We start from the raw sequence: 21420 nt of genomic DNA, 5'->3' as shown, positions 1-21420 counted from the left end.
GGTTTTTTCGTAGGCCGGATAAGGCGAAGCCGCCATCCGGCAAAAAACGCAATCAGTCCGCGCGACCCATATAACGTTTTTCTTCGATATGGATGCGGATCTTCTCGCCAGCAGACAGATATTCAGGAACCTGCACCACCAGACCGGTGGTCAGCGTCGCTGGTTTGTTACGTGCACTGGCAGAAGCGCCTTTGATGCCAGGAGAAGTTTCGACGATTTCCAGATCGACCGTCTGCGGCAGTTCCAGCGCAAGCAGCTGGCCGTCCCAGGTCAGAACCTGCATATCCGGCATACCGCCTTCAGGAATGAACTGCAGCTCGTCTTCAATCTGATCTTTGGTGAAGATATACGGCGTGTAGTCTTCTTTATCCATGAACACGTACTCGTTGCCGTCGATGTAGGAGAAGTCAACGAAACGGCGGGTCAGGGTCACGGTATCCACGATATCGTCGCCTTTGAAGCGCTCTTCCACTTTCAGGCCGGTACGTACATCAGCAAAACGCATTTTGTACAGCGTTGCTGCGCCACGGGCGCTGGGGGACTGAACATCGATATCTTTCACAATCAGCAGTTTGCTGTTGTAGTTCAGTACCATACCTTTCTTAATTTCGTTCGCTCTTGGCATTGCAGTAATCCTGTTTACTGGGAGGTAAAAAATATCGCGCCAAATTACTCGCGCGCAGCCTTTCAGGCAAGCGGAATTAGTGGGTTTTGCTATCAATACACAAAAGGTGTTACTGTGCGCGCCACGCCCGACCCTACGGGCATCTGTCACTCATTGAGAGGGTTTATGGATTGTCGTCCAGACTGTGGCGCGTGCTGCACCGCACCGTCCATATCAAGCCCGATCCCAGGGATGCCAAAAGGCAAACCTGCCAACACCCGCTGCGTTCAGCTTTCTGACAGCAATCTGTGCAAAATCTTCGGCTCGCCACTGCGCCCGAAAGTCTGTGGGGCACTTCAGCCGTTAAAAGAGATGTGCGGCAGCACGCGCGAGCAGGCGATGGTCTATTTGATTGAGCTGGAAGCGCTCACCGCGCCCTAAACGTCTTTAATGCGCGTCAGACAGCCGGTGGTAATAATGCACATCACCAGCGCAATCCAGAACACCGTGTGATAGCTCCAGATCTCCGCCACAACGCCCGCCAGCGATCCGGCGATAATCCAGCCGACACGCGTCGTATTAGTATAAAGGGTGGTCGCTGCCCCTGCCTGGCCGGGCATTAAATCCTGGAAGTAGAGCATGCCGATACCCGCCAGAATGCCAATGTAAATGGCGTTCAGCAGCTGTAGCGCCAGCAGCAGCGCCGGGGTGTGAACCGTCAGCATGCCGATGTAAAACAGTAAGCCTGCGACGACCGCAATCCGCATCAAAAAGCGCTTTCCGAAGCGCTTCGCGTAATAACCGGCGATCAGCATGGTCGGGATTTCCAGCCCCGCCGCCGTACCCATCATGATGCCCGCCAGTTTTTCCGGCAGATGCAGTTCATCAATAATAAACAGCGGCATATTAATGATGTAGAGGCTGTTGGTGCCCCACATCAGCGTGCAGACGACAAACAGCAGTAGGGCGTCGCGACGGTTGCGGCGCGGAGCTTCCAGAGTGCCGGTCGAGAGTTTTGGCTCTTTGCGCATCGACGGCAGGAAAAACCACACCATTGCCCCGCACACCACAAAGGCCACGGCCGCGCTCAGATACATCACCGTAAAACCAAAGCCCATCGCCAGGGCGTAGGCCAGCGGCGGGCCGATCACCCACGCCAGCGAGACCTGGGCGCGCAGAATCGAGCTGAACATCACCGCTTCGCGGCCCGTGTGATCTGCATGTTCTCGCGCAAGGGCGAACATCTGCGGGTTGGCGGTCGAGCCAAAGCTGCTCAGAAACACGCCGACAAACAGCAGCACGAAATAGTTGCGGTTCCAGGCAAACAGCACGCAGGCAAACACGCCGAGCAGGCAGCAGAAGACAATCAGGCTTTTGCGATCGCCTTTGCGATCCGATCGCCCGGCGAGAAACTGGCTGACGAGAATGCCGATGATGGCACTGCCGGTAAAGAAGAAGCCAACCATCGCCGGACGGGCGTGGACTTCGTTGGTCAGGAACAGGCTCAGCGTTGGTGTCTGTAACGCACCGGCAATCCCGGTGAGAAAGGCAACAATCAGAAACGCCGATGACGTCAAATCAAATGGCTTTGGTGAGGCGGCAGCGGGGGAGTTGTGCATGTTTCGATATCGGTGATGTGAAGAGTCGCGGAGTTTACGCCGCTTGTCAGAAAATAAACAGATGGTGCGGTCAAATTACCCACGAAAAATCAAAATAGCATTTCAAAAACTTTTCTGGCTGAAGTGTGCTGAAGCGAACCGGTAAACGTCCTTGTCATTTCAGCAAATGTGGGAGAAATGTGCTGCACTTCTAAATTCTGAAACGTGAAATGTAACTTTCCTTGCAAGCCATTACATTACGCGCAAGACTTCTTGAAACGTTTCAGCGCTATCTTGTTTTAACTGACGGAGCAGGTTAGCGCATTTTTTCTCATTAAGGCTGAAACGATTCAATTCAGCGAGAGAGGAGAACCATGTTCCAGTTATCAGTGCAAGACATCCATCCGGGCGAACAGGCCGGTAATAAAGAAGAGGCCATTCGCAAGATTGCCGCTGCCCTGGTGCAGGCGGGTAACGTCGCGGACGGCTACGTAGACGGCATGCTGGCCCGCGAGCAGCAGACCTCCACTTTCCTCGGCAACGGTATCGCCATTCCGCATGGCACCACCGATACCCGCGACCAGGTGCTGAAAACCGGTGTGCAGGTTTATCAGTTCCCGCAGGGGATTTTGTGGGGCGAAGGGCAGGTGGCTTACGTGGCAATCGGTATTGCCGCCAGCAGCGACGAACACCTCGGCCTGCTGCGTCAGCTGACGCACGTCCTGAGCGATGACTCCGTGGCTGAACAGCTGCAATCTGCGACCACGGCTGAAGAGCTGCGTGCCCTGCTGATGGGTGAAAAACAGAGCGAAGCGCTGAAGCTGGATAACGAGACGCTGACGCTCGACGTGGCGGCCTCCGATCTGGTGACGTTGCAGGCGCTGAACGCCGGTCGTCTGAAAGAGGCCGGTGCGGTTGATACCGCTTTCGTCGCCCGCGTGATTAATGACAAGCCGCTGAATCTGGGTCAGGGCGTCTGGCTGAACGACAGCGCAGAAGGCAACGTGCGCAGCGCCATCGCCGTGAGCCGTGCCGCTAGCGCGTTTGAAGCCGATGGCGAACACGCCGCTCTGCTGGTGACTGTCGCCATGGCCGATGAACAGCCGGTTTCCGTGCTGAAGCGCCTGAGCGATCTGCTGCTGAACAACAAAGCTGAACATCTGCTGAAAGCGGATGCTGCGACTCTGCTGGCACTGCTGACCAGTGACGATGCCCCGACCGATGACCTGCTGACCGCGGAATTTGTAGTGCGCAACGAGCACGGTTTGCACGCGCGTCCTGGCACCATGCTGGTCAACACCATTAAACAGTTCGAAAGTGAGATTACCGTGACCAACCTGGATGGTTCGGGCAAACCGGCTAATGGCCGCAGCCTGATGAAAGTCGTCGCACTGGGTGTGAAGAAAGGCCATCGCCTGCGCTTCACCGCTCAGGGGGCGGATGCTGAACTGGCGCTGAAAGCGATTGGCGAAGCCATCGCGGCTGGTCTGGGGGAGGGCGCATAATGAGCAGACGTGTTGCCACTATTACGCTGAACCCGGCTTACGATCTCGTCGGCTTTTGCCCTGAAATTGAACGCGGCGAAGTGAACCTCGTCCGTACCACCGGCCTGCACGCTGCCGGTAAAGGCATCAACGTTGCTAAAGTTTTAAAAGACTTAGGTATCGATGTGACCGTGGGCGGTTTCCTCGGGAAAGACAACCAGGATGGTTTCCAGCAGCTGTTCAGCGAGCTGGGCATTGCCAACCGTTTCCAGGTGGTTCAGGGCCGTACGCGTATTAACGTTAAGCTGACGGAAAAAGACGGTGAAGTGACCGACCTGAACTTCTCCGGCTTTGAAGTGACCGGCGCAGACTGGGAGCGTTTCGTGAATGACTCCCTGAGCTGGCTGGGTCAGTTCGACATGGTCTGCGTCAGCGGCAGTCTGCCGTCAGGCGTCAGCCCGGAAGCCTTCACCGACTGGATGCTGCGCCTGCGTAGCCAGTGCCCGTGCATTATTTTCGACAGCAGCCGCGAAGCGCTGGTGGCGGGTCTGAAAGCCTCTCCGTGGCTGGTCAAACCAAATCGCCGTGAACTGGAGATCTGGGCGGGCCGTAAGCTGCCAGAATTAAAAGATGTGATTGAAGCCGCCCATGCGCTGCGTGAACAGGGTATTGCTCACGTGGTGATTTCACTGGGTGCAGAAGGCGCGCTGTGGGTTAACGCGTCTGGCGAATGGATCGCCAAGCCACCGTCGGTGGAAGTGGTCAGCACCGTAGGTGCCGGGGATTCAATGGTCGGCGGCCTGATTTACGGCCTGCTGATGCGTGAATCCAGCGAGCATACCTTACGTCTTGCGACCGCTGTTGCCGCCCTGGCCGTGAGTCAGAGCAATGTTGGAATTACCGAACGTACCCAGTTGGCCGCGATGATGGCGCGCGTTGACTTACAACCTTTTAACTAACAGCAGGAGAGGCATAATGAAAACGCTGCTGATCATTGATTCCGGTCTCGGACAAGCTCGCGCCTATATGGCGAAGACCTTGCTGGGCGCGGCGGCACACAAAGCGCATGTTGAAATGGTCGATAACCCAAATGACGCCGAACTGGCGATTGTTCTGGGCGACAAAGTTCCTGCTGACAGCGCGCTGAACGGCAAAAAAGTGTGGCTGGGCGATATCAATCGCGCGGTGGCACACCCTGAATTGTTCCTGAGCGAAGCCAAAGGCCACGCGGCAGTCTACAGCGCACCGGTTGCGACCGCTGCGGTTGCCACTGCAAGCGGCCCGAAACGCGTCGTGGCGATCACCGCCTGCCCAACGGGCGTGGCGCACACCTTTATGGCGGCGGAAGCCATTGAAACCGAAGCGAAAAAACGCGGCTGGTGGGTGAAGGTTGAAACCCGCGGTTCCGTGGGCGCTGGCAATGCCATTACCCCGGAAGAAGTGGCGGAAGCGGATCTGGTGATCGTGGCGGCGGACATCGAAGTGGACCTGGCGAAATTCGCCGGTAAGCCGATGTATCGCACCTCCACCGGTCTGGCGCTGAAGAAAACCGCGCAGGAGTTTGATAAAGCCCTCGCGGAAGCGAAGCCTTATCAGGCGACGGGCAAATCTGAGTCCTCAGCAACCGAAGGCAAAAAAGAGTCCGCGGGCGCCTATCGTCACCTGCTGACCGGCGTGTCTTACATGCTGCCGATGGTCGTGGCGGGCGGTCTGTGTATCGCGCTCTCTTTCGCATTTGGTATCGAAGCGTTCAAAGAGCCGGGCACGCTGGCGGCGGCATTGATGCAGATCGGTGGCGGTTCAGCGTTTGCGCTGATGGTGCCGGTTCTCGCGGGTTACATTGCCTTCTCCATCGCTGACCGTCCGGGTCTGACGCCGGGCCTTATCGGCGGTATGCTGGCCGTGAGCACCGGCTCTGGCTTTATCGGCGGTATTATTGCCGGTTTCCTGGCCGGTTACGTGGCGAAAGCCATCAGCTCTAAGCTGAAATTACCGCAGAGTATGGAAGCGCTGAAACCGATCCTGATCATCCCGCTGATTTCCAGCCTGGTGGTTGGCCTGGGTATGATCTACCTGATTGGTAAACCAGTTGCGGGCATCCTCGAAGGTCTGACCCACTGGCTGCAAACCATGGGTACGGCGAACGCGGTACTGCTGGGCGCGATCCTGGGTGGCATGATGTGTACCGACATGGGTGGCCCGGTCAACAAAGCGGCATACGCATTTGGTGTCGGCCTGCTGAGTACTCAGACTTATGCCCCGATGGCGGCAATCATGGCGGCCGGTATGGTGCCACCGCTGGCGCTGGGTCTGGCGACTATCATTGCACGTCGTAAGTTTGATAAGGCGCAGCAAGAGGGTGGTAAAGCGGCTCTGGTTCTGGGTCTGTGCTTCATCACCGAAGGTGCGATTCCGTTCGCAGCCCGTGACCCGATGCGCGTTCTGCCTTGCTGTATCGTGGGCGGCGCGGTGACCGGTGCCATCTCCATGGCAATTGGCGCGAAACTGATGGCGCCGCACGGCGGTCTCTTTGTTCTGCTGATCCCTGGTGCGATTACCCCGGTTCTGGGTTATCTGTTCGCGATTATCGCGGGTACGCTGGTGGCGGGTCTGTCTTACGCGGTGCTGAAGCGCCCTGAAGTGGAAGCGGTGGCTAAAGTCGCCTAAACCTATTGTCGGGTGGCGCTTCGCTTACCCGACCGACAAAAAAGCCGGGTGCTTACGCGACCCGGCTTTTTTTATGCGGCTTGTTCAGCCGTTTGCTGTGCTTTCAGCCAGGCGATCTCTTCCGCCCAGATATCCGGATTCACCGTTTCGAGCACCATCGGGATGCCGTCAAAGCGGTCGTCCTGCATGATAAAGCGGAACGCGTCGTGACCGATGTTCCCTTCGCCGAGGCTGTGATGGCGGTCAACGCGGCTGCCGAACGCGCTCTTGGCGTCGTTCAGGTGCATCCCGCGCAAATACTTAAAGCCCACGATACGTTCGAACTCTGCGAAGGTTTTTTCACACTCTTCGCGGGAGCGCAGGTCATAGCCTGCGGCAAACGCGTGGCAGGTATCGATACACACGCCGACGCGGGATTTATCCTCCACGCCGTCGATAATTGCCGCCAGATGTTCAAACTTAAACCCAAGATTGCTGCCCTGACCGGCGGTGTTTTCAATGACTGCCGTTACGCCCTGCGTCTGCGCCAGCGCGATGTTAATAGATTCGGCGATACGCGCCAGACAGGCATCTTCATCGATTTGCATCAGGTGGCTGCCCGGATGGAAGTTCAGCAGCGTCAGGCCAAGCTGCTCGCAACGCTGCAACTCATAGAGAAACGCATCACGCGACTTCTCCAGCGCTTCCTCGACCGGATGGCCGAGGTTGATGAGGTAGCTGTCGTGGGGAAGGATCTGACCCGGCCCGAAACCATACTTTTCGCAGGCGGCTTTGAAATCATCAATCACTTCAGTGGTGAGCGGTGCCGCGCGCCACTGGCGCTGATTTTTGGTGAACAGGGCGAACGCAGTCGCCTCGATTTCGGCGGCGCGAATGGCGGCATTCGCAAGACCACCTGCTGCGCTCACGTGCGCTCCAACGTATTTCATAGGGGACTCCTGTTAACCCGAAACGCTTATGATAGCGGGTTAACAGGAGAAGGATGTAGTGGTTTATGCCATCAGGCTATGAACCGCCAGGTTAATCGCGCCGCCGCCCACAATCAGCCAGACAAACAACATCAGTGCCATCAGCAGCGGTTTGGCACCGGCTTTTTTCAGGGCGCTGACGTGCGTGGTCACACCCAGCGCGGCCATTGCCATTGCCAGCAGAACGGTGTCCAGCGTGACCAGCATATCCACGACCGCTTTAGGCAGCAGGTGGAAGGAGTTAAACACCGCCACCACGATAAACAGAATCGCGAACCACGGAATGGTGATTTTGCTTTTCTCGCCTTTGCCTGCCGGAGTCAGCTGTTTCACGCGCGCGGCCAGAATAATCAGGAACGGAGCCAGCATCATCACGCGCAGCATTTTGGAGATCACCGCCGCATTTTCGGCGTCCGGGCTGATGGCATGGCCTGCCGCAACCACCTGCGCCACTTCATGCATGGTCGAACCAATATAGATGCCGTAAGTTTCCGGTGTGAACCAGTGGGCGACCAGCGGGTACATGGCCGGATAGAGGAAAATCGCCAGGGTACCGAAGATCACCACCGTCGCCACCGCAACGGTTACTTTGCTGGATTCCGCTTTCACCACCGGCTCCGTCGCCAGGACCGCCGCGGCCCCGCAGATGCTGCTCCCCGCACCAATCAGCCAGCTGGTTTGCTTGTCGAGGCCAAACACTTTTTGCCCGATAAAGCAGGCCAGCAAAAAGGTGCTGGTGAGCGTCAGCACGTCGATGGCGATGCCGCTCACGCCCACATCGGCAATCTGCGCGAAGGTGAGGCGAAAACCATAAAGAATAATCCCGAGGCGCAGCAGGTGCTGTTTGGCAAACAGCACGCCGCCGTCGCAGGTGCTCCAGATTTTAGGGTAAACCGTATTCCCGACGACCATGCCGATCAGAATGGCCAGCGTTAATGCGCTGAATCCTGCCCCGGCCACGGCCGGAATACTGCCGCCCCATAATGCTGCGCCGGTGATGAGTGCGCTCAGCGCAAGTCCTGGAACGTAGTGCCACACTGTACGATGAGGGTGCAGAGTGATTTCAGTCATAACCTTCTCCTTTGTCTGGCTAAAAGGTTACGGTGCTCTGGCTTAAAAATAAAATTGATTATATATTTATAATTAATCTTTATAAGTGGTAAGCAAGGCGCTTACCCGCGCGGAAGGCCACTATGCACATTACATTGCGTCAACTGGAAGTTTTTGCCGAAGTGCTGAAAAGCGGGTCGACCACCCAGGCTTCGCAGCGTCTGGCCCTGTCTCAGTCGGCGGTCAGCGCGGCGCTGACGGATCTGGAAGGGCAGCTCGGCGTTCAGCTTTTCGACAGGGTAGGGAAGCGGCTGGTGGTGAACGAGCACGGGCGTCTGCTTTACCCGCGCGCGCTGGCTCTTCTGGAGCAGGCCGTCGAAATCGAGCAACTGTTCCGGGAAGACAACGGTGCTATCCGCGTGTATGCCAGCAGCACCATCGGGAACTACATTCTCCCGGAAGTGATTGCCCGCTATCGCCGCGATTTCCCGTCGCTGCCGCTGGAGATGAGCGTGGGTAACAGTCAGGATGTGATTAACGCGATTATCGATTTCCGCGTCGACATCGGGCTGATCGAAGGCCCGTGCCATAACGTGGATATCATTGCGGAACCCTGGCTGGAAGATGAGCTGGTGGTGTTTGCCTCTCCCGCATCGTCTCTGCTGCAGGGCGAAGTGACGCTGGAGCGCCTGGCGCAGGCCCCGTGGATTTTGCGCGAGCACGGTTCCGGCACGCGTGAAATCGTCGATTACCTGCTGCTGTCGCATCTGCCGCAGTTTCAGCTCGGTATGGAGCTGGGGAATTCCGAGGCCATCAAGCACGCCGTGCGACACGGTCTGGGGATCAGCTGCTTATCCCGACGGGTCATCGCCGAGCAGCTTGAAAGCGGGTCGCTGATTGAAATTCCGGTTCCGCTGCCGAAGCTGGTGCGTACCCTGTGGTGCATCCATCATCGCCAGAAACACCTGTCGAATTCCCTGCAGCGCTTTTTGCGCTATTGCGAAATGTAGCTGAGGCTCTGCTTTACTTATAATTTCGGGGCAGTCATGAAGCTCTCTTATAACAGAGTATTTCTGCCAGAAGGTTCGCGGATCGTCTGCTACAATCTCGCCTCATTTTTTGAATGGACAGCATTTTCATATGGTTTCCGAAACTAAAACCACAGAAGCGCCCGCGCTACGTCGCGAACTCAAGGCGCGTCACCTGACGATGATCGCTATTGGCGGATCCATCGGTACAGGTCTTTTTGTTGCCTCTGGTGCAACTATTTCAGCGGCAGGCCCGGGTGGCGCGCTGTTTTCTTATATGCTGATTGGCCTGATGGTGTACTTCCTGATGACCAGTCTGGGCGAACTGGCCGCTTACATGCCGGTCTCTGGCTCTTTCTCTACCTACGGCCAAAAATACGTTGAAGAAGGCTTCGGCTTCGCGCTGGGCTGGAACTACTGGTACAACTGGGCGGTAACCATCGCCGTTGACCTCGTGGCCGCGCAGCTGGTGATGAACTGGTGGTTCCCGGACACGCCAGGCTGGATCTGGAGCGCCGTCTTCCTCGCCGTGATCTTCCTGCTGAACTACATCTCTGTACGCGGTTTCGGTGAAGCGGAGTACTGGTTCTCGCTGATTAAAGTCGCGACCGTCATCATCTTTATCGTCGTCGGTGTGGCGATGATCGTCGGCATTTTCAAAGGTGCGCAACCTGCGGGCTGGAGCAACTGGCAGATAGGCGAAGCGCCTTTCGCCGGTGGTTTTGCGGCGATGATTGGCGTGGCGATGATTGTCGGCTTCTCCTTCCAGGGTACCGAGCTGATTGGTATCGCGGCCGGTGAATCTGAAGATCCGGAGAAGAACATCCCGCGCGCGGTGCGTCAGGTGTTCTGGCGTATTCTGCTGTTCTATGTGTTCGCGATCCTGATTATCAGCCTGATTATTCCTTACACCGACCCAAGCCTGCTGCGTAACGATGTGAAAGACATCAGCGTCAGCCCGTTCACGCTGGTCTTCCAGCATGCGGGTCTGCTGTCTGCGGCGGCGGTGATGAACGCGGTGATCCTGACGGCTGTGCTGTCGGCGGGTAACTCCGGGATGTATGCTTCAACGCGTATGCTCTACACCCTGGCCTGCGACGGTAAAGCGCCGCGCATCTTCTCTAAACTGTCTCGTGGCGGGGTGCCGCGTAACGCGCTGTATGCGACCACCGTGGTGGCGGGCCTGTGCTTCCTGACGTCGATGTTTGGTAACCAGACGGTTTACCTGTGGCTGCTGAACACCTCCGGGATGACCGGCTTTATCGCCTGGCTCGGGATTGCCATCAGCCACTATCGTTTCCGTCGCGGCTACGTCATGCAGGGGCACGACATTAACGATCTGCCGTACCGCTCTGGTTTCTTCCCGCTGGGGCCGATCTTCGCCTTTGTTCTGTGCCTGATCATCACCCTCGGCCAGAACTACGAAGCCTTCCTGTCTGACACCATCGACTGGGGCGGCGTCATGGCGACCTATATTGGTATTCCTCTGTTCCTGATCATCTGGTTTGGTTACAAACTGACGAAAGGAACCCGCTTCGTCCGCTACAGCGAAATGGATTTCCCGGGACGCTTTAAGCAGTAAGTTTCTTGAAAGATACAAAAAAGCCCCCGGCATCGCTGCCGGGGGCTTTTTATTGGGCGCTTAGAAACTGTAAGTCATGCCCACAGTGTAGCGACGTCCATCGAGTACCGTGTCGTAGGTATCGTAATCAATCTGCTTATCGAGAACGTTATACACCCCGGCGGAAACCAGCAGGTTTTTGTTTGCGTTATAGCGCAGACCAACATCGACCTGAGTATAAGATGGCGTACCCTGAGACATGGAGGTACGGCTCAGATACTCAGAGGTTTTGCCGCGAAGATTCAGACGGCTCCAGAAGCCAACATCTTGAGTGGCCTGCCAGTCCAGGGTGGTATTGAACATATGCTTAGGCATTTTGTTCAGTGGCTTACCGGAGAACTGACCGCTCTTCTGCTCAGATTCGGTATAGGTGTAGTTGGCGGTCCAGTTCACGTCCTTCGTGATTTCCCAGCCGAAGGTCGATTCCACACCGCGCATGTTCGCTTTATCGACGTTGACGCGATCGCTGACGAAATCGTAGCTATGGTCGCCAATGGTGCAGGCAGGATCGGAGCTGCTGTTACAGCGACGAACTTCGGTGATTTTGTCTTTAAAATCGGTATTGAAGAGGGTCACACCGGCGTTGAGATTGTCGTTGTTGTCCCACAGCAGGCCGATCTCTTCGCTCAGGCTCTTCTCAGGTTTCAGGTCCGGGTTGCCGACGATGATGCCATCGAGGCGTCCGCCCCCGGTGACCTGGCCCCAGTTGGCGGAAGACTGACGCAGATCCGGCGCACGATAACCGGCAGACACGCCACCTTTCAGGGTCCACTGCTCGGCAAGATGCCACACACCGTAGCCGCGCGGTGTCCAGTTAGTCCCGTAGTTCTGGTCTTTATCCATACGCAGGCCGCCGGTGAGCGTAAAGCTCTCGGTCATGGACCACTCGTCTTCCGCAAACAGCGCCCAGTTCCAGCGCGTCAGTTTACTCAGGCCATCTGCCGCTTCCAGCTGGTTACCGTTGTCACGCAATTTTTCATAGTGATACTGACCGCCCAGCGTCAGGGTATGGTCGCCCAGGAAGACCTGATTCTGGTTGTTAAAGGTCGTGTTGTAAGAGCGCATTTCACGATCGGGGTTATTGGTCTCTTCCTGCTGGATGTAGCTGGTGGAGTTGAAACTGTCGTAATAACCGCTGTGCGTTAACGAGTAGGTGGTGTGCTCGTAGCGCGTTTCGCTTTTGGTATTCGGCGTACAGGTATTTCCGCGGCAGGTCTCGGTAGCTTTAGACATCCCCGGCGTACTGTTTCGGTCCTGAAGTTCACGCGCATAGTCGAGATCGAAATCGTTTTTCTCGTCTGGCGTGAAGTTGAGGGTTACGCCGCCGTTGCGCATTTTCTGCTCGTTGAAACCGTTCTCGATTTTATCTTCGGCGCGGCGGGAGAGAAGCCCTGTGACTTTTGCACCGAGTAATCCGTCGATCAGCGGACCAGACGCGTAGGCGTTAGTCTGGAACAGATCGCCGGAGTCATTGTTTTCCTGGAAAGTGGCATCACCGTGCAGGGAGCCCGTCCAGCCCTTGGTGTTCGAGACTTTCTTGGTGATGACGTTGATAACGCCGCCCATAGCGTCTGAGCCATACAGCGAGGACATCGGCCCACGGATGACTTCGATTCGCTCAATGGATTCGAGCGGCGGCAGCCAGCCCTGTTCGATCCCTGCGTTATCGCTGTTTGGACGGGTGCTGCGGGTGCTGATGCGCTTGCCGTTGACCAGGAAAAGCGTGTACTGAGAGGACATTCCGCGAATACTGATATCGCTGCTGCTGCCACCGCCGGTCACGACAACGCCCGGGACATCTTTCAGTGCATCGGTAACATCGCGATAGGCCTTATCTTCGATCTGCTGTTTAGAAATGACAGAGATCGAGGCCGGTGCGTTCTGAATTTTCTGCTCAAAACCCGTGGCGGTGACGACAACGGTATCTTGATCGGCGGCGTGAACGAGCTGTGGTAAGGTCGCTGCGCAAACTGCGACAGCAAGAACCTTAAGGCGGGGTATTGTCATTTGTACATTCCGTTTAAAATGAATAAAACTCCATCGGGATAACCCTGAGAACTGTATGTATTTGTCTTTTAAGAACTCTTTGTGATGGAGAAGAGTGAGGAATTGTACAAAAGAATGTTTATTTGTAAACACAAATGATAATTGAACTCATTTGTGTTTATGGTCTTGAAGGGTAAAGTGCCGAAATTTCAGTGGGATAAAGAGATGTAAAGATGGAGGGCTTTCGCCCTCCTGTTTCATTTAGCGAACAAATGCTCCGCGTGGAAGCGGAGATGGTCCTCTATCCAGGACGCAATGAAATAGTAACTGTGGTCATGACCTTCCTGAATGCGCAGGGTCAGCGGCCAGCTTTTTAGCCGCGCCACTTCCGCCAGTACGGCGGGCTGCAGCTGATTCGCCAGGAACTGATCCGCATCACCCTGATCGATTAGGGTCGGGATGGCGTCTTGCGACTGGCTGGCCTGCATCAGCGCACAGCTGTCCCACTCCTGCCAGGTGGATTCATCGTTGCCCAGATAGTTCGAAAACGCTTTCTGCCCCCACGGCACCTGCGTCGGGTTTACGATAGGCGCAAACGCGGAGACGCTGGTGAACGTCCCAGGATTTTTCAGCGCCAGAATCAACGCCCCGTGGCCGCCCATGGAGTGTCCGCTGATCGCCGCGCGATCGCTCACGGCAAACTGCGCTTTGATAAGAGTGGGCAGTTCTTCGCGGATATAATCGTACATCCGGTAGTGGCTGGCCCATGGCTCCTGGGTGGCATTCAGGTAGAAACCCGCACCTTTACCGAGATCGTATCCGGCATCGTCCGCGACATCATCGCCGCGCGGGCTGGTGTCAGGCATCACCAGCGCAATGCCTAACTCAGCGGCAACGCGCTGTGCGCCCGCTTTGGTGGTGAAGTTTTCGTCGTTGCAGGTCAGGCCGGAAAGCCAGTACAGCACCGGCGGTTTAACGTTATCTGCCGTCGGCGGCAGAAAAATGCTGAAGGTCATAGTGCAGTTCAGAGTGTTGGAGTCGTGGCGCCAGCGCTGCTGCCGACCTTCAAAACAACGGTGCTCTTCGAGCAGTTCCATGCAAGGCTCCTGATAAGTATTGATATTCACTCAATCCATAATACAGATTATTCATTCACCTGTGAGCAACTTTCACTTCCGCATTAAGTCGAGATGTTGCATCATGAATTAACTAAATTTTAACAATCGGGGCGATCATGGCGCTGCGTATCGCGCTCAGCGGATTTGTGGTTTTAGTGGTGGCGATGGGGATAGGGCGCTTTGCTTTTACCCCTCAGGTTCCGCTGATGATTGCGGCCGGGCAACTGACGCTGACCAGCGCCGGACTGGTGGCCGCCATGAACTATCTGGGCTATTTAGTCGGCGCGTGGGATGCCATGCGCGCGCACCGGTTTGTTGAAGGGCGTTTGTACCTCGGGATTTTCGGCGGGGTGGCGCTGACGCTGCTGTCAGCTGTCGCGGATAACGCCGTTGTTCACGGCCTGATCCGCTTCGTCATTGGCTGCATGAGCGGCTGGTCGATGGTGCTGATCGCGGCGTGGACCAACGAACGTCTGGCTCATTTCGGTAAGCCGGGGCTGAGCGCCGCGGTGTTCGCCGGGCCGGGGGCGGGGATTGCCTTAAGCGGCCTGCTGGCGGTCTATATTCAGGCGCGCTCGCTCTCCGCCGGTGCGGCGTGGCAGATTTACGGCGTGCTGGCGTTGATTTTGATTGTGCTGGTGGCGCGCTATCTCCCGCGCGGCGGGCAGTTGCATCGCCCCGGGACCGCGCCGGAGCCGCTGGTGCTGACCACCGATCTACGTCGTCTGGTCTGGAGCTACAGCCTCGCCGGTTTTGGCTACATTTTGCCGGCGACCTTTTTATCGCAAATGGCCGCGGTACGCTTTCCCGGCAGCCTGTTTGCGCAGTTTGTCTGGCCGGTGTTTGGTGCGGCGTCCGTCGCCGGGATTGCGCTGAGTATCGCATTGCGTCACGTCTCGACCTCGAACCGTCGCCTGTCGATGGTCCTGTGGTTGCAGGGGCTGGGTGTGTTTGCCGCCTGGCTGATGCCGGGAATCGGTGGCCTGGTGACCGGCGCGCTGCTGGTCGGCGGCGGGTTCCTGTGCGCCGTTCAGCTGTCGCTGCTGTGCGGGCGTGAACTGGCGCCGAATCACACGCGCTACATGGCCGGATTACTGACCACCGGGTATGCGCTGGGCCAATTAGTGGGTCCGGTGACGTCAGCGTTATCGACGTGGCTGACCCATCAGCTTGAACCGGCGCTGGGCCTGGCGGGCGTGGCGCTGTTCGTCGGCGGGTGGCTGGTCTGGGATCGTCAGGCCGAAAGGCTGCAACAATTGCAATAATTATCGCCGTGAATACTGGATTATGTGCGTCACCTCACGCACAATGAGCGCACACTTTTGCTTCAAAGAGGGCAAAAGGCAGCCACACCTGCAGGAGAAAAATAATGCCATCACTCAGTAAAGAAGCCGCTCTCGTTCACGAAGCGCTGGTTGCGCGTGGTCTCGAAACCCCGCTGCGCCCGCCCGTTAATGAACTGGACAAAGAAACACGCAAACGTCTTATTTCCGGGCACATGACCGAGATCATGCAGTTGCTGAATCTCGATCTGAGCGATGACAGCCTGATGGAAACGCCGAATCGCATTGCAAAAATGTATGTCGATGAGATTTTCTCCGGCCTGGATTACGCCAACTTCCCAAAAATCACCGTCATCGAAAACAAGATGAAGGTGGATGAAATGGTGACCGTGCGCGATATCACCCTGACCAGCACCTGCGAACACCACTTCGTGACCATCGACGGGAAAGCCACCGTGGCCTATATCCCGAAAGATACGGTGATTGGTCTGTCGAAGATCAACCGCATCGTGCAGTTCTTCGCCCAGCGTCCGCAGGTGCAGGAACGTCTGACCCAGCAGATCCTGACGGCGCTGCAAACGCTGCTGGGCACCAACAATGTGGCTGTATCTATTGATGCCGTCCATTATTGCGTGAAAGCGCGTGGCGTTCGCGATGCGACCAGCGCGACCACCACCACCTCGCTGGGTGGACTGTTCAAGTCCAGCCAGAACACTCGCCAGGAGTTTCTGCGCGCCGTGCGTCACCACAACTAATCACAGGGCAGGATAAATGGAGCGTAATGTCACGCTGGATTTTGTACGTGGCGTGGCCATTCTCGGTATCCTGCTGCTGAATATCGCCGCCTTTGGTCTGCCCAAGGCGGCGTATCTCAATCCTGCCTGGTATGGCGAGATCACCCGCAGCGACGCCTGGACCTGGGCGATCCTCGACCTTTTCGCACAGGTTAAATTCCTCACCCTCTTTGCACTCCTCTTCGGCGCAGGGCTACAGCTGCTGCTCAAACGCGGCAAGCGCTGGATCCAGTCGCGCCTGACGCTGCTGGTGCTGCTCGGTTTTATCCACGGTCTCTTTTTCTGGGACGGCGATATTCTGCTGGCTTATGGATTAGTCGGCCTGATTTGCTGGCGCATGATCCGCGACGCGCACGACGTGAAAAACCTGTTTAACACCGGCGTCATTCTGTATCTCATTGGTATCGGTGTGCTGGTGCTGCTGGGGATGATCTCCGGCGGGGCAACCAACCGTTCGTGGATACCGGATGCGGCGAACCTGCAGTATGAGCAGTTCTGGAAGCTCAAAGGCGGCGTTGAAGCCATCAGCAATCGCGCCGATATGCTCGGCGATAACCTGATTGCGCTCGGCGCGCAGTACGGCTGGCAGCTGGCAGGAATGATGCTGATGGGCGCGGCCCTGATGCGCACCGGCTGGCTGAAAGGGGAGTTTAGTCTCGCCCATTACCGCCGCACGGGCGTGATTCTGGTGCTGGTGGGGGTGATCATTAATCTTCCCGCCGTCGTCGCGCAGTGGGTGCTGGACTGGGACTACCGCTGGTGTGCGTTCCTGTTACAGGCCCCGCGTGAGCTGGGCGCACCGTTCCAGACCATCGGCTACGCAGCGCTGATTTATGGCTTCTGGCCGCAGCTCGCGCGCTTCAGGCTGGTGGCTGCCGTGGCCTGCGTTGGGCGCATGGCGCTGAGCAATTACCTGCTGCAAACCCTGATCTGCACCACGCTTTTCTATCGGTTCGGCCTGTTTATGAAATTCGACCGACTCCAGCTGCTGGCGTTTGTTATTCCGGTCTGGGCAGTGAACATGGTGTTTTCCGTCATCTGGCTGCGCTTTTTCCGTCAGGGACCGCTGGAATGGCTGTGGCGTCAATTAACCGCACGTGCTGCAGGTGTATCATTGAGTAATACATCCAGATAACGATCTGGATCACAATCATTAACAAAACGGATGTAAACGTTTTCATCTGTGTGACCTTCTTCACGTAGTCCCCTCTTCGTCACTGCCAGAATAGCCTCCTTGCTAAACACAGGGGGTGTCTGTGAGTTGCTGCAATCCATTTAAGGATGGTGAATATGATCACCATTCGTGACGTAGCCCGCATCGCGGGTGTTTCTGTTGCTACCGTCTCACGCGTGCTGAACAACAGCGCGCTGGTCAGCCCTGAAACGCGTGAAACCGTGATGAAAGCGGTGACGCAGCTTGGCTATCGGCCCAACGCCAATGCGCAGGCGCTCGCCACCCAGGTGAGCGACACCATCGGCGTGGTGGTGATGGATGTGTCGGATGCCTTCTTTGGCGCGCTGGTGAAAGCCGTGGACGTTGTCGCCCAGCAGCACCACAAATATGTGCTGATCGGTAACAGCTATCACGAGGCTGAAAAAGAGCGTCATGCCATTGAGGTGCTGATTCGCCAGCGATGTAACGCCCTGATTGTCCACTCAAAAGCTCTCAGCGATGAAGAGCTGGCCGGGTTTATGGATCAGATCCCCGGTATGGTTCTGATTAACCGCGTGGTGCCGGGCTACGCCCATCGCTGCGTGACGCTGGATAACGTCAGCGGGGCGATGATGGCGACGCGCATGCTGCTCAATAACGGCCATCAGCGCATCGGCTATCTCGCCTCCAGTCACCATATTGAAGATGACGATATGCGTCGGGAAGGGTGGCAAAACGCCCTGAAAGAGGCCGGGATTGTGCCGTCCGACAGCTGGATTGGCACCGGATCGCCGGACATGCCGGGAGGGGAGGCCGCAATGGTCGAGCTACTCGGGCGTAACCTGCAGCTGACCGCCGTCTTTGCCTACAACGACAGCATGGCCGCCGGGGCGCTGACCGCGCTGAAAGACAACGGCATTGCGGTGCCGCAGCATCTGTCATTGATTGGTTTTGATGATATTCCGATAGCCCGTTACACGGATCCGCAGCTTACCACCGTGCGTTACCCGATTGCGTCAATGGCCCGACTGGCGACGGAGCTGGCGTTACAGGGGGCCGCAGGGCAGCAGGATGTGAGCGCAACACACTGTTTCATGCCGACTTTAGTGCGTCGTCATTCAGTGGCTGTTAAGCAAATTGTGGCTCCGATCACTAACTGATTACATCGGGCGATGTAACCGTTTTCAATCTGTGAGTAAATTCACAGTATCTTAACAAGCCGCTGACTATGATGTCAGCGTTTTAGGAGCTGAAACGCTATGTAACGGTGATTAATCACTTTCACTATAGCTAAAGTGCCCCAAACGACAAATAAAACGCATTACTGGAGCGTTACCGAACACGGAAGATAGAAATTTTATAAGTGAACTTCGGCTGTCAGTAACGTTTTGTTAACACCTGCCCGCCGACCGTTATTCACAAGAACTACCCTGCATAAAAAAAACCGGAGATACCATGAATAAGAAGGTGTTGACTCTGTCTGCTGTTATGGCAAGCATGCTTTTTGGTGCGGCTGCGCACGCTGCGGATACCCGTATTGGTGTGACAATCTATAAATACGACGACAACTTTATGTCTGTTGTGCGTAAAGCGATCGAGAAAGATGCTAAAGCAGCGCCAGACGTTCAGCTGCTGATGAATGACTCCCAGAACGACCAGTCAAAACAGAACGACCAGATCGACGTTCTGCTGGCGAAAGGCGTGAAAGCCCTGGCTATCAACCTGGTTGACCCAGCGGCAGCAGGTACCGTGATTGAGAAAGCGCGCGGCCAGAATGTGCCAATCGTCTTCTTCAACAAAGAGCCTTCCCGCAAAGCGTTGGACAGCTATGACAAAGCCTTCTACGTCGGTACTGACTCTAAAGAGTCCGGTATTATTCAGGGCGATCTGATCGCGAAACACTGGGCAGCGAACCCGAACTGGGACCTGAACAAAGACGGTCAAATTCAGTTCGTGCTGCTGAAAGGCGAGCCGGGCCATCCGGATGCTGAAGCACGTACTACCTACGTTATCAAAGAGCTGAACGACAAAGGTCTGAAAACTCAGCAGCTGGCGTTAGACACCGCAATGTGGGATACCGCTCAGGCAAAAGATAAGATGGACGCGTGGCTGTCTGGCCCGAACGCTAACAAAATCGAAGTGGTTATTGCCAACAACGATGCGATGGCAATGGGTGCGGTTGAAGCGCTGAAAGCACACAACAAATCTTCTATTCCGGTCTTCGGCGTGGATGCACTGCCAGAAGCGCTGGCCCTGGTGAAATCTGGCGCAATGGCCGGTACCGTGCTGAACGATGCCAACAACCAGGCGAAAGCCACCTTCGATCTGGCGAAAAACCTGGCCGACGGCAAAGGTGCGGCTGATGGCACTACCTGGAAAATCGAGAACAAAATTGTTCGCGTACCTTACGTGGGCGTAGACCAGTCAAACCTGGCTGAGTTTATCGGTAAATAAGTTTATTGCCTGTTCTCACAGGGCGCAATTCGTTGCGCCCTTTTATAACGCGATATGCGAGGCCGTCAAGGTATAATTATGGTCAGCACAAATACTCAGTCGTCAGGCGAATTCTTGTTAGAAATGAGCAGTATTAACAAGTCCTTCCCCGGCGTTAAGGCTCTCGATAATGTTAATTTAAAAGTGCGTCCTCACTCTATTCATGCGTTGATGGGGGAGAACGGTGCGGGTAAATCGACATTATTAAAATGCCTTTTTGGGATCTACCAAAAAGATTCTGGTAGCATTCTTTTTCAGGGGAAAGAGATCGACTTCCATTCCGCCAAAGAAGCACTGGAGAATGGGATTTCGATGGTACACCAGGAATTAAACCTGGTGCTTCAGCGTTCTGTTATGGACAATATGTGGCTGGGTCGTTATCCGACCAAAGGCGTATTTGTCGATCAGGACAAAATGTATCGTGATACCAAAGCGATTTTTGATGAACTGGATATTGATATTGACCCGCGCGCACGCGTAGGCACTTTATCCGTTTCACAAATGCAGATGATTGAAATTGCCAAGGCCTTCTCTTATAACGCGAAAATCGTGATTATGGATGAGCCGACGTCATCACTGACGGAAAAAGAGGTGAATCACCTTTTCACTATTATCCGTAAGCTGAAAGAGCGTGGCTGTGGCATTGTCTATATCTCGCATAAAATGGAAGAGATCTTCCAGCTGTGCGATGAGATCACCATCCTGCGTGACGGTCAGTGGATCACCACTCAACCGCTCGAAGGGCTGGATATGGACAAGATCATCGCCATGATGGTTGGTCGCTCCCTGAACCAGCGCTTCCCGGACAAAGAGAACAAGCCGGGTGAAGTGATCCTCGAAGTGCGTAATCTGACGTCTCTGCGCCAGCCTTCCATTCGTGATGTCTCCTTCGACCTGCACAAGGGCGAAATTTTGGGCATCGCCGGTCTGGTCGGGGCGAAACGTACCGATATCGTGGAAACCTTATTTGGTATCCGCGAAAAATCGGACGGCACTATTACGCTGCACGGTAAACGCATTAATAACCATAACGCCAACGAAGCGATTAACCACGGTTTTGCCCTGGTGACAGAAGAGCGTCGCTCAACGGGGATTTATGCTTATCTGGATATTAACTTTAACTCGTTAATCTCCAACATTCGTAATTACAAAAATAAGATGGGTCTGCTGGATACCTCCCGCATGAAAAGCGATACCCAGTGGGTTATCGACTCCATGCGTGTAAAAACGCCAGGACATCAGACACAAATCGGTTCACTTTCCGGCGGTAACCAGCAGAAGGTTATTATTGGTCGCTGGTTATTAACCCAACCAGAAATTTTAATGCTTGATGAACCGACGCGCGGTATCGACGTAGGTGCAAAATTTGAAATCTATCAGCTGATTGCTGAACTGGCTAAAAAGAATAAAGGGATCATTATTATTTCTTCCGAAATGCCGGAATTGTTAGGGATCACAGATCGTATTCTGGTCATGAGCAATGGTCTCGTTGCCGGAATTGTTGACACCAAAACGACAACGCAAAACGAAATTCTCCGTCTTGCGTCTTTGCACCTTTAAGATCAGGGGCTCC

The 21420-nt window shown here is 55.6% G+C and carries 18 protein-coding genes; 12 read left to right on the top strand and 6 right to left on the bottom strand.

The annotated features are described in order from the left end of the window. Positions 1 to 52: 52 nt before the first annotated feature. Complete coding sequence (yeiP, locus tag U9O48_RS15105; RefSeq protein ID WP_095282688.1) at positions 53 to 625, bottom strand: elongation factor P-like protein YeiP; 573 nt, start codon at positions 623 to 625, stop codon at positions 53 to 55. A 165-nt stretch (positions 626 to 790) separates the two neighbouring features. On the opposite strand from yeiP, the gene U9O48_RS15100 reads away from it, so the two are divergent. Further along, positions 791 to 1045 (top strand): YkgJ family cysteine cluster protein, encoded by a 255-nt coding sequence (locus tag U9O48_RS15100; protein ID WP_282495110.1) that lies wholly within the window; start codon positions 791 to 793, stop codon positions 1043 to 1045. On the opposite strand, the gene setB is transcribed toward U9O48_RS15100, so the two are convergent. Continuing rightward, positions 1042 to 2223 (bottom strand): sugar efflux transporter SetB, encoded by a 1182-nt coding sequence (setB, locus tag U9O48_RS15095; RefSeq protein WP_282495109.1) that lies wholly within the window; start codon positions 2221 to 2223, stop codon positions 1042 to 1044. The two genes, U9O48_RS15100 and setB, sit on opposite strands and share 4 nt — an antisense overlap. Before the next feature lie 353 nt (positions 2224 to 2576). Between setB and fruB the strand changes: the two genes are divergently transcribed. Genes fruB through fruA form a run of 3 tightly spaced genes read left to right on the top strand, consistent with a single transcriptional unit; the run spans position 2577 to position 6353 of the window. Beyond that, positions 2577 to 3707: a fused PTS fructose transporter subunit IIA/HPr protein gene (gene fruB, locus U9O48_RS15090; RefSeq protein ID WP_285158695.1), complete on the top strand. Its 1131-nt coding sequence runs from the start codon at positions 2577 to 2579 to the stop codon at positions 3705 to 3707. Next, entirely contained in the window at positions 3707 to 4645 is a 939-nt protein-coding gene (fruK, locus tag U9O48_RS15085; protein WP_095282683.1) for a 1-phosphofructokinase, read from the top strand. Before fruB ends, fruK begins: the two co-directional genes overlap by 1 nt. Positions 4646 to 4661: 16 nt before the next feature. Next, a complete protein-coding gene (fruA, locus tag U9O48_RS15080) occupies positions 4662 to 6353 on the top strand; it encodes a PTS fructose transporter subunit IIBC (RefSeq protein WP_285144031.1) in 1692 nt (563 codons plus the stop codon). A 71-nt stretch (positions 6354 to 6424) separates the two neighbouring features. On the opposite strand, the gene nfo is transcribed toward fruA, so the two are convergent. Both nfo and U9O48_RS15070 read right to left on the bottom strand, forming a co-directional pair. Next, positions 6425 to 7282, bottom strand: coding sequence for a deoxyribonuclease IV (nfo, locus tag U9O48_RS15075; RefSeq protein ID WP_324722748.1), 858 nt, complete (start codon positions 7280 to 7282; stop codon positions 6425 to 6427). Between the two features lie 63 nt (positions 7283 to 7345). After that, a complete protein-coding gene (locus U9O48_RS15070; RefSeq protein WP_324722747.1) occupies positions 7346 to 8392 on the bottom strand; it encodes a YeiH family protein in 1047 nt (348 codons plus the stop codon). Positions 8393 to 8514: 122 nt separating this feature from the next. Between U9O48_RS15070 and yieE the strand changes: the two genes are divergently transcribed. Further along, complete coding sequence (gene yieE, locus U9O48_RS15065) at positions 8515 to 9381, top strand: DNA-binding transcriptional regulator YeiE (protein ID WP_324722746.1); 867 nt, start codon at positions 8515 to 8517, stop codon at positions 9379 to 9381. 130 nt (positions 9382 to 9511) lie between these two features. After that, positions 9512 to 10981: a lysine-specific permease gene (gene lysP / locus U9O48_RS15060; protein ID WP_285149291.1), complete on the top strand. Its 1470-nt coding sequence runs from the start codon at positions 9512 to 9514 to the stop codon at positions 10979 to 10981. A gap of 60 nt (positions 10982 to 11041) precedes the next feature. Here the strand turns inward: lysP and U9O48_RS15055 are convergent, their stop codons facing one another. Then, the gene (locus U9O48_RS15055) at positions 11042 to 13027 is read right to left on the bottom strand and encodes a ligand-gated channel protein (RefSeq protein WP_285149292.1); all 1986 of its coding nucleotides are present in this window, start codon (positions 13025 to 13027) and stop codon (positions 11042 to 11044) included. Positions 13028 to 13263: 236 nt separating this feature from the next. Continuing rightward, the gene (fghA, locus tag U9O48_RS15050) at positions 13264 to 14103 is read right to left on the bottom strand and encodes an S-formylglutathione hydrolase (RefSeq protein ID WP_285158699.1); all 840 of its coding nucleotides are present in this window, start codon (positions 14101 to 14103) and stop codon (positions 13264 to 13266) included. Positions 14104 to 14240: 137 nt separating this feature from the next. On the opposite strand from fghA, the gene U9O48_RS15045 reads away from it, so the two are divergent. From U9O48_RS15045 to mglA, 6 genes are all read left to right on the top strand, one after another. Beyond that, the gene (locus U9O48_RS15045; RefSeq protein WP_285149294.1) at positions 14241 to 15389 is read left to right on the top strand and encodes a YbfB/YjiJ family MFS transporter; all 1149 of its coding nucleotides are present in this window, start codon (positions 14241 to 14243) and stop codon (positions 15387 to 15389) included. A 104-nt stretch (positions 15390 to 15493) separates the two neighbouring features. After that, the gene (gene folE / locus U9O48_RS15040) at positions 15494 to 16162 is read left to right on the top strand and encodes a GTP cyclohydrolase I FolE (RefSeq protein WP_095282673.1); all 669 of its coding nucleotides are present in this window, start codon (positions 15494 to 15496) and stop codon (positions 16160 to 16162) included. A 16-nt stretch (positions 16163 to 16178) separates the two neighbouring features. Continuing rightward, a complete protein-coding gene (yeiB, locus tag U9O48_RS15035; RefSeq protein ID WP_285149295.1) occupies positions 16179 to 17336 on the top strand; it encodes a DUF418 domain-containing protein YeiB in 1158 nt (385 codons plus the stop codon). 155 nt (positions 17337 to 17491) lie between these two features. Continuing rightward, positions 17492 to 18514 carry an HTH-type transcriptional regulator GalS gene (gene galS, locus U9O48_RS15030; RefSeq protein WP_282495091.1) on the top strand — a complete coding sequence of 341 codons (1023 nt, stop codon included), beginning with the start codon at positions 17492 to 17494 and terminating at the stop codon, positions 18512 to 18514. 295 nt (positions 18515 to 18809) lie between these two features. Continuing rightward, entirely contained in the window at positions 18810 to 19808 is a 999-nt protein-coding gene (gene mglB, locus U9O48_RS15025; protein ID WP_010433541.1) for a galactose/glucose ABC transporter substrate-binding protein MglB, read from the top strand. 78 nt (positions 19809 to 19886) lie between these two features. Further along, entirely contained in the window at positions 19887 to 21407 is a 1521-nt protein-coding gene (gene mglA / locus U9O48_RS15020; RefSeq protein ID WP_282495089.1) for a galactose/methyl galactoside ABC transporter ATP-binding protein MglA, read from the top strand. The last annotated feature ends 13 nt before the right edge of the window (positions 21408 to 21420 follow it).

Origin of the sequence: Lelliottia sp. JS-SCA-14 (assembly GCF_035593345.1) — a bacterium.
GTDB lineage: Bacteria > Pseudomonadota > Gammaproteobacteria > Enterobacterales > Enterobacteriaceae > Enterobacter > Enterobacter wanjuensis.
Note: the sequence above shows the minus strand (reverse complement) of the source record. Positions and strands in the feature narration are given on the sequence as shown.

Bases quoted from the DNA above. Each gene is read 5' to 3' on its own strand.
- yeiP (WP_095282688.1), bottom strand. From the start codon at position 625: ATGCCAAGAGCGAACGAAATTAAGAAAGGTATGGTACTGAACTACAAC.
- U9O48_RS15100 (WP_282495110.1), top strand. From the start codon at position 791: ATGGATTGTCGTCCAGACTGTGGCGCGTGCTGCACCGCACCGTCCATA.
- setB (WP_282495109.1), bottom strand. From the start codon at position 2,223: ATGCACAACTCCCCCGCTGCCGCCTCACCAAAGCCATTTGATTTGACG.
- fruB (WP_285158695.1), top strand. From the start codon at position 2,577: ATGTTCCAGTTATCAGTGCAAGACATCCATCCGGGCGAACAGGCCGGT.
- fruK (WP_095282683.1), top strand. From the start codon at position 3,707: ATGAGCAGACGTGTTGCCACTATTACGCTGAACCCGGCTTACGATCTC.
- fruA (WP_285144031.1), top strand. From the start codon at position 4,662: ATGAAAACGCTGCTGATCATTGATTCCGGTCTCGGACAAGCTCGCGCC.
- nfo (WP_324722748.1), bottom strand. From the start codon at position 7,282: ATGAAATACGTTGGAGCGCACGTGAGCGCAGCAGGTGGTCTTGCGAAT.
- U9O48_RS15070 (WP_324722747.1), bottom strand. From the start codon at position 8,392: ATGACTGAAATCACTCTGCACCCTCATCGTACAGTGTGGCACTACGTT.
- yieE (WP_324722746.1), top strand. From the start codon at position 8,515: ATGCACATTACATTGCGTCAACTGGAAGTTTTTGCCGAAGTGCTGAAA.
- lysP (WP_285149291.1), top strand. From the start codon at position 9,512: ATGGTTTCCGAAACTAAAACCACAGAAGCGCCCGCGCTACGTCGCGAA.
- U9O48_RS15055 (WP_285149292.1), bottom strand. From the start codon at position 13,027: ATGACAATACCCCGCCTTAAGGTTCTTGCTGTCGCAGTTTGCGCAGCG.
- fghA (WP_285158699.1), bottom strand. From the start codon at position 14,103: ATGGAACTGCTCGAAGAGCACCGTTGTTTTGAAGGTCGGCAGCAGCGC.
- U9O48_RS15045 (WP_285149294.1), top strand. From the start codon at position 14,241: ATGGCGCTGCGTATCGCGCTCAGCGGATTTGTGGTTTTAGTGGTGGCG.
- folE (WP_095282673.1), top strand. From the start codon at position 15,494: ATGCCATCACTCAGTAAAGAAGCCGCTCTCGTTCACGAAGCGCTGGTT.
- yeiB (WP_285149295.1), top strand. From the start codon at position 16,179: ATGGAGCGTAATGTCACGCTGGATTTTGTACGTGGCGTGGCCATTCTC.
- galS (WP_282495091.1), top strand. From the start codon at position 17,492: ATGATCACCATTCGTGACGTAGCCCGCATCGCGGGTGTTTCTGTTGCT.
- mglB (WP_010433541.1), top strand. From the start codon at position 18,810: ATGAATAAGAAGGTGTTGACTCTGTCTGCTGTTATGGCAAGCATGCTT.
- mglA (WP_282495089.1), top strand. From the start codon at position 19,887: ATGGTCAGCACAAATACTCAGTCGTCAGGCGAATTCTTGTTAGAAATG.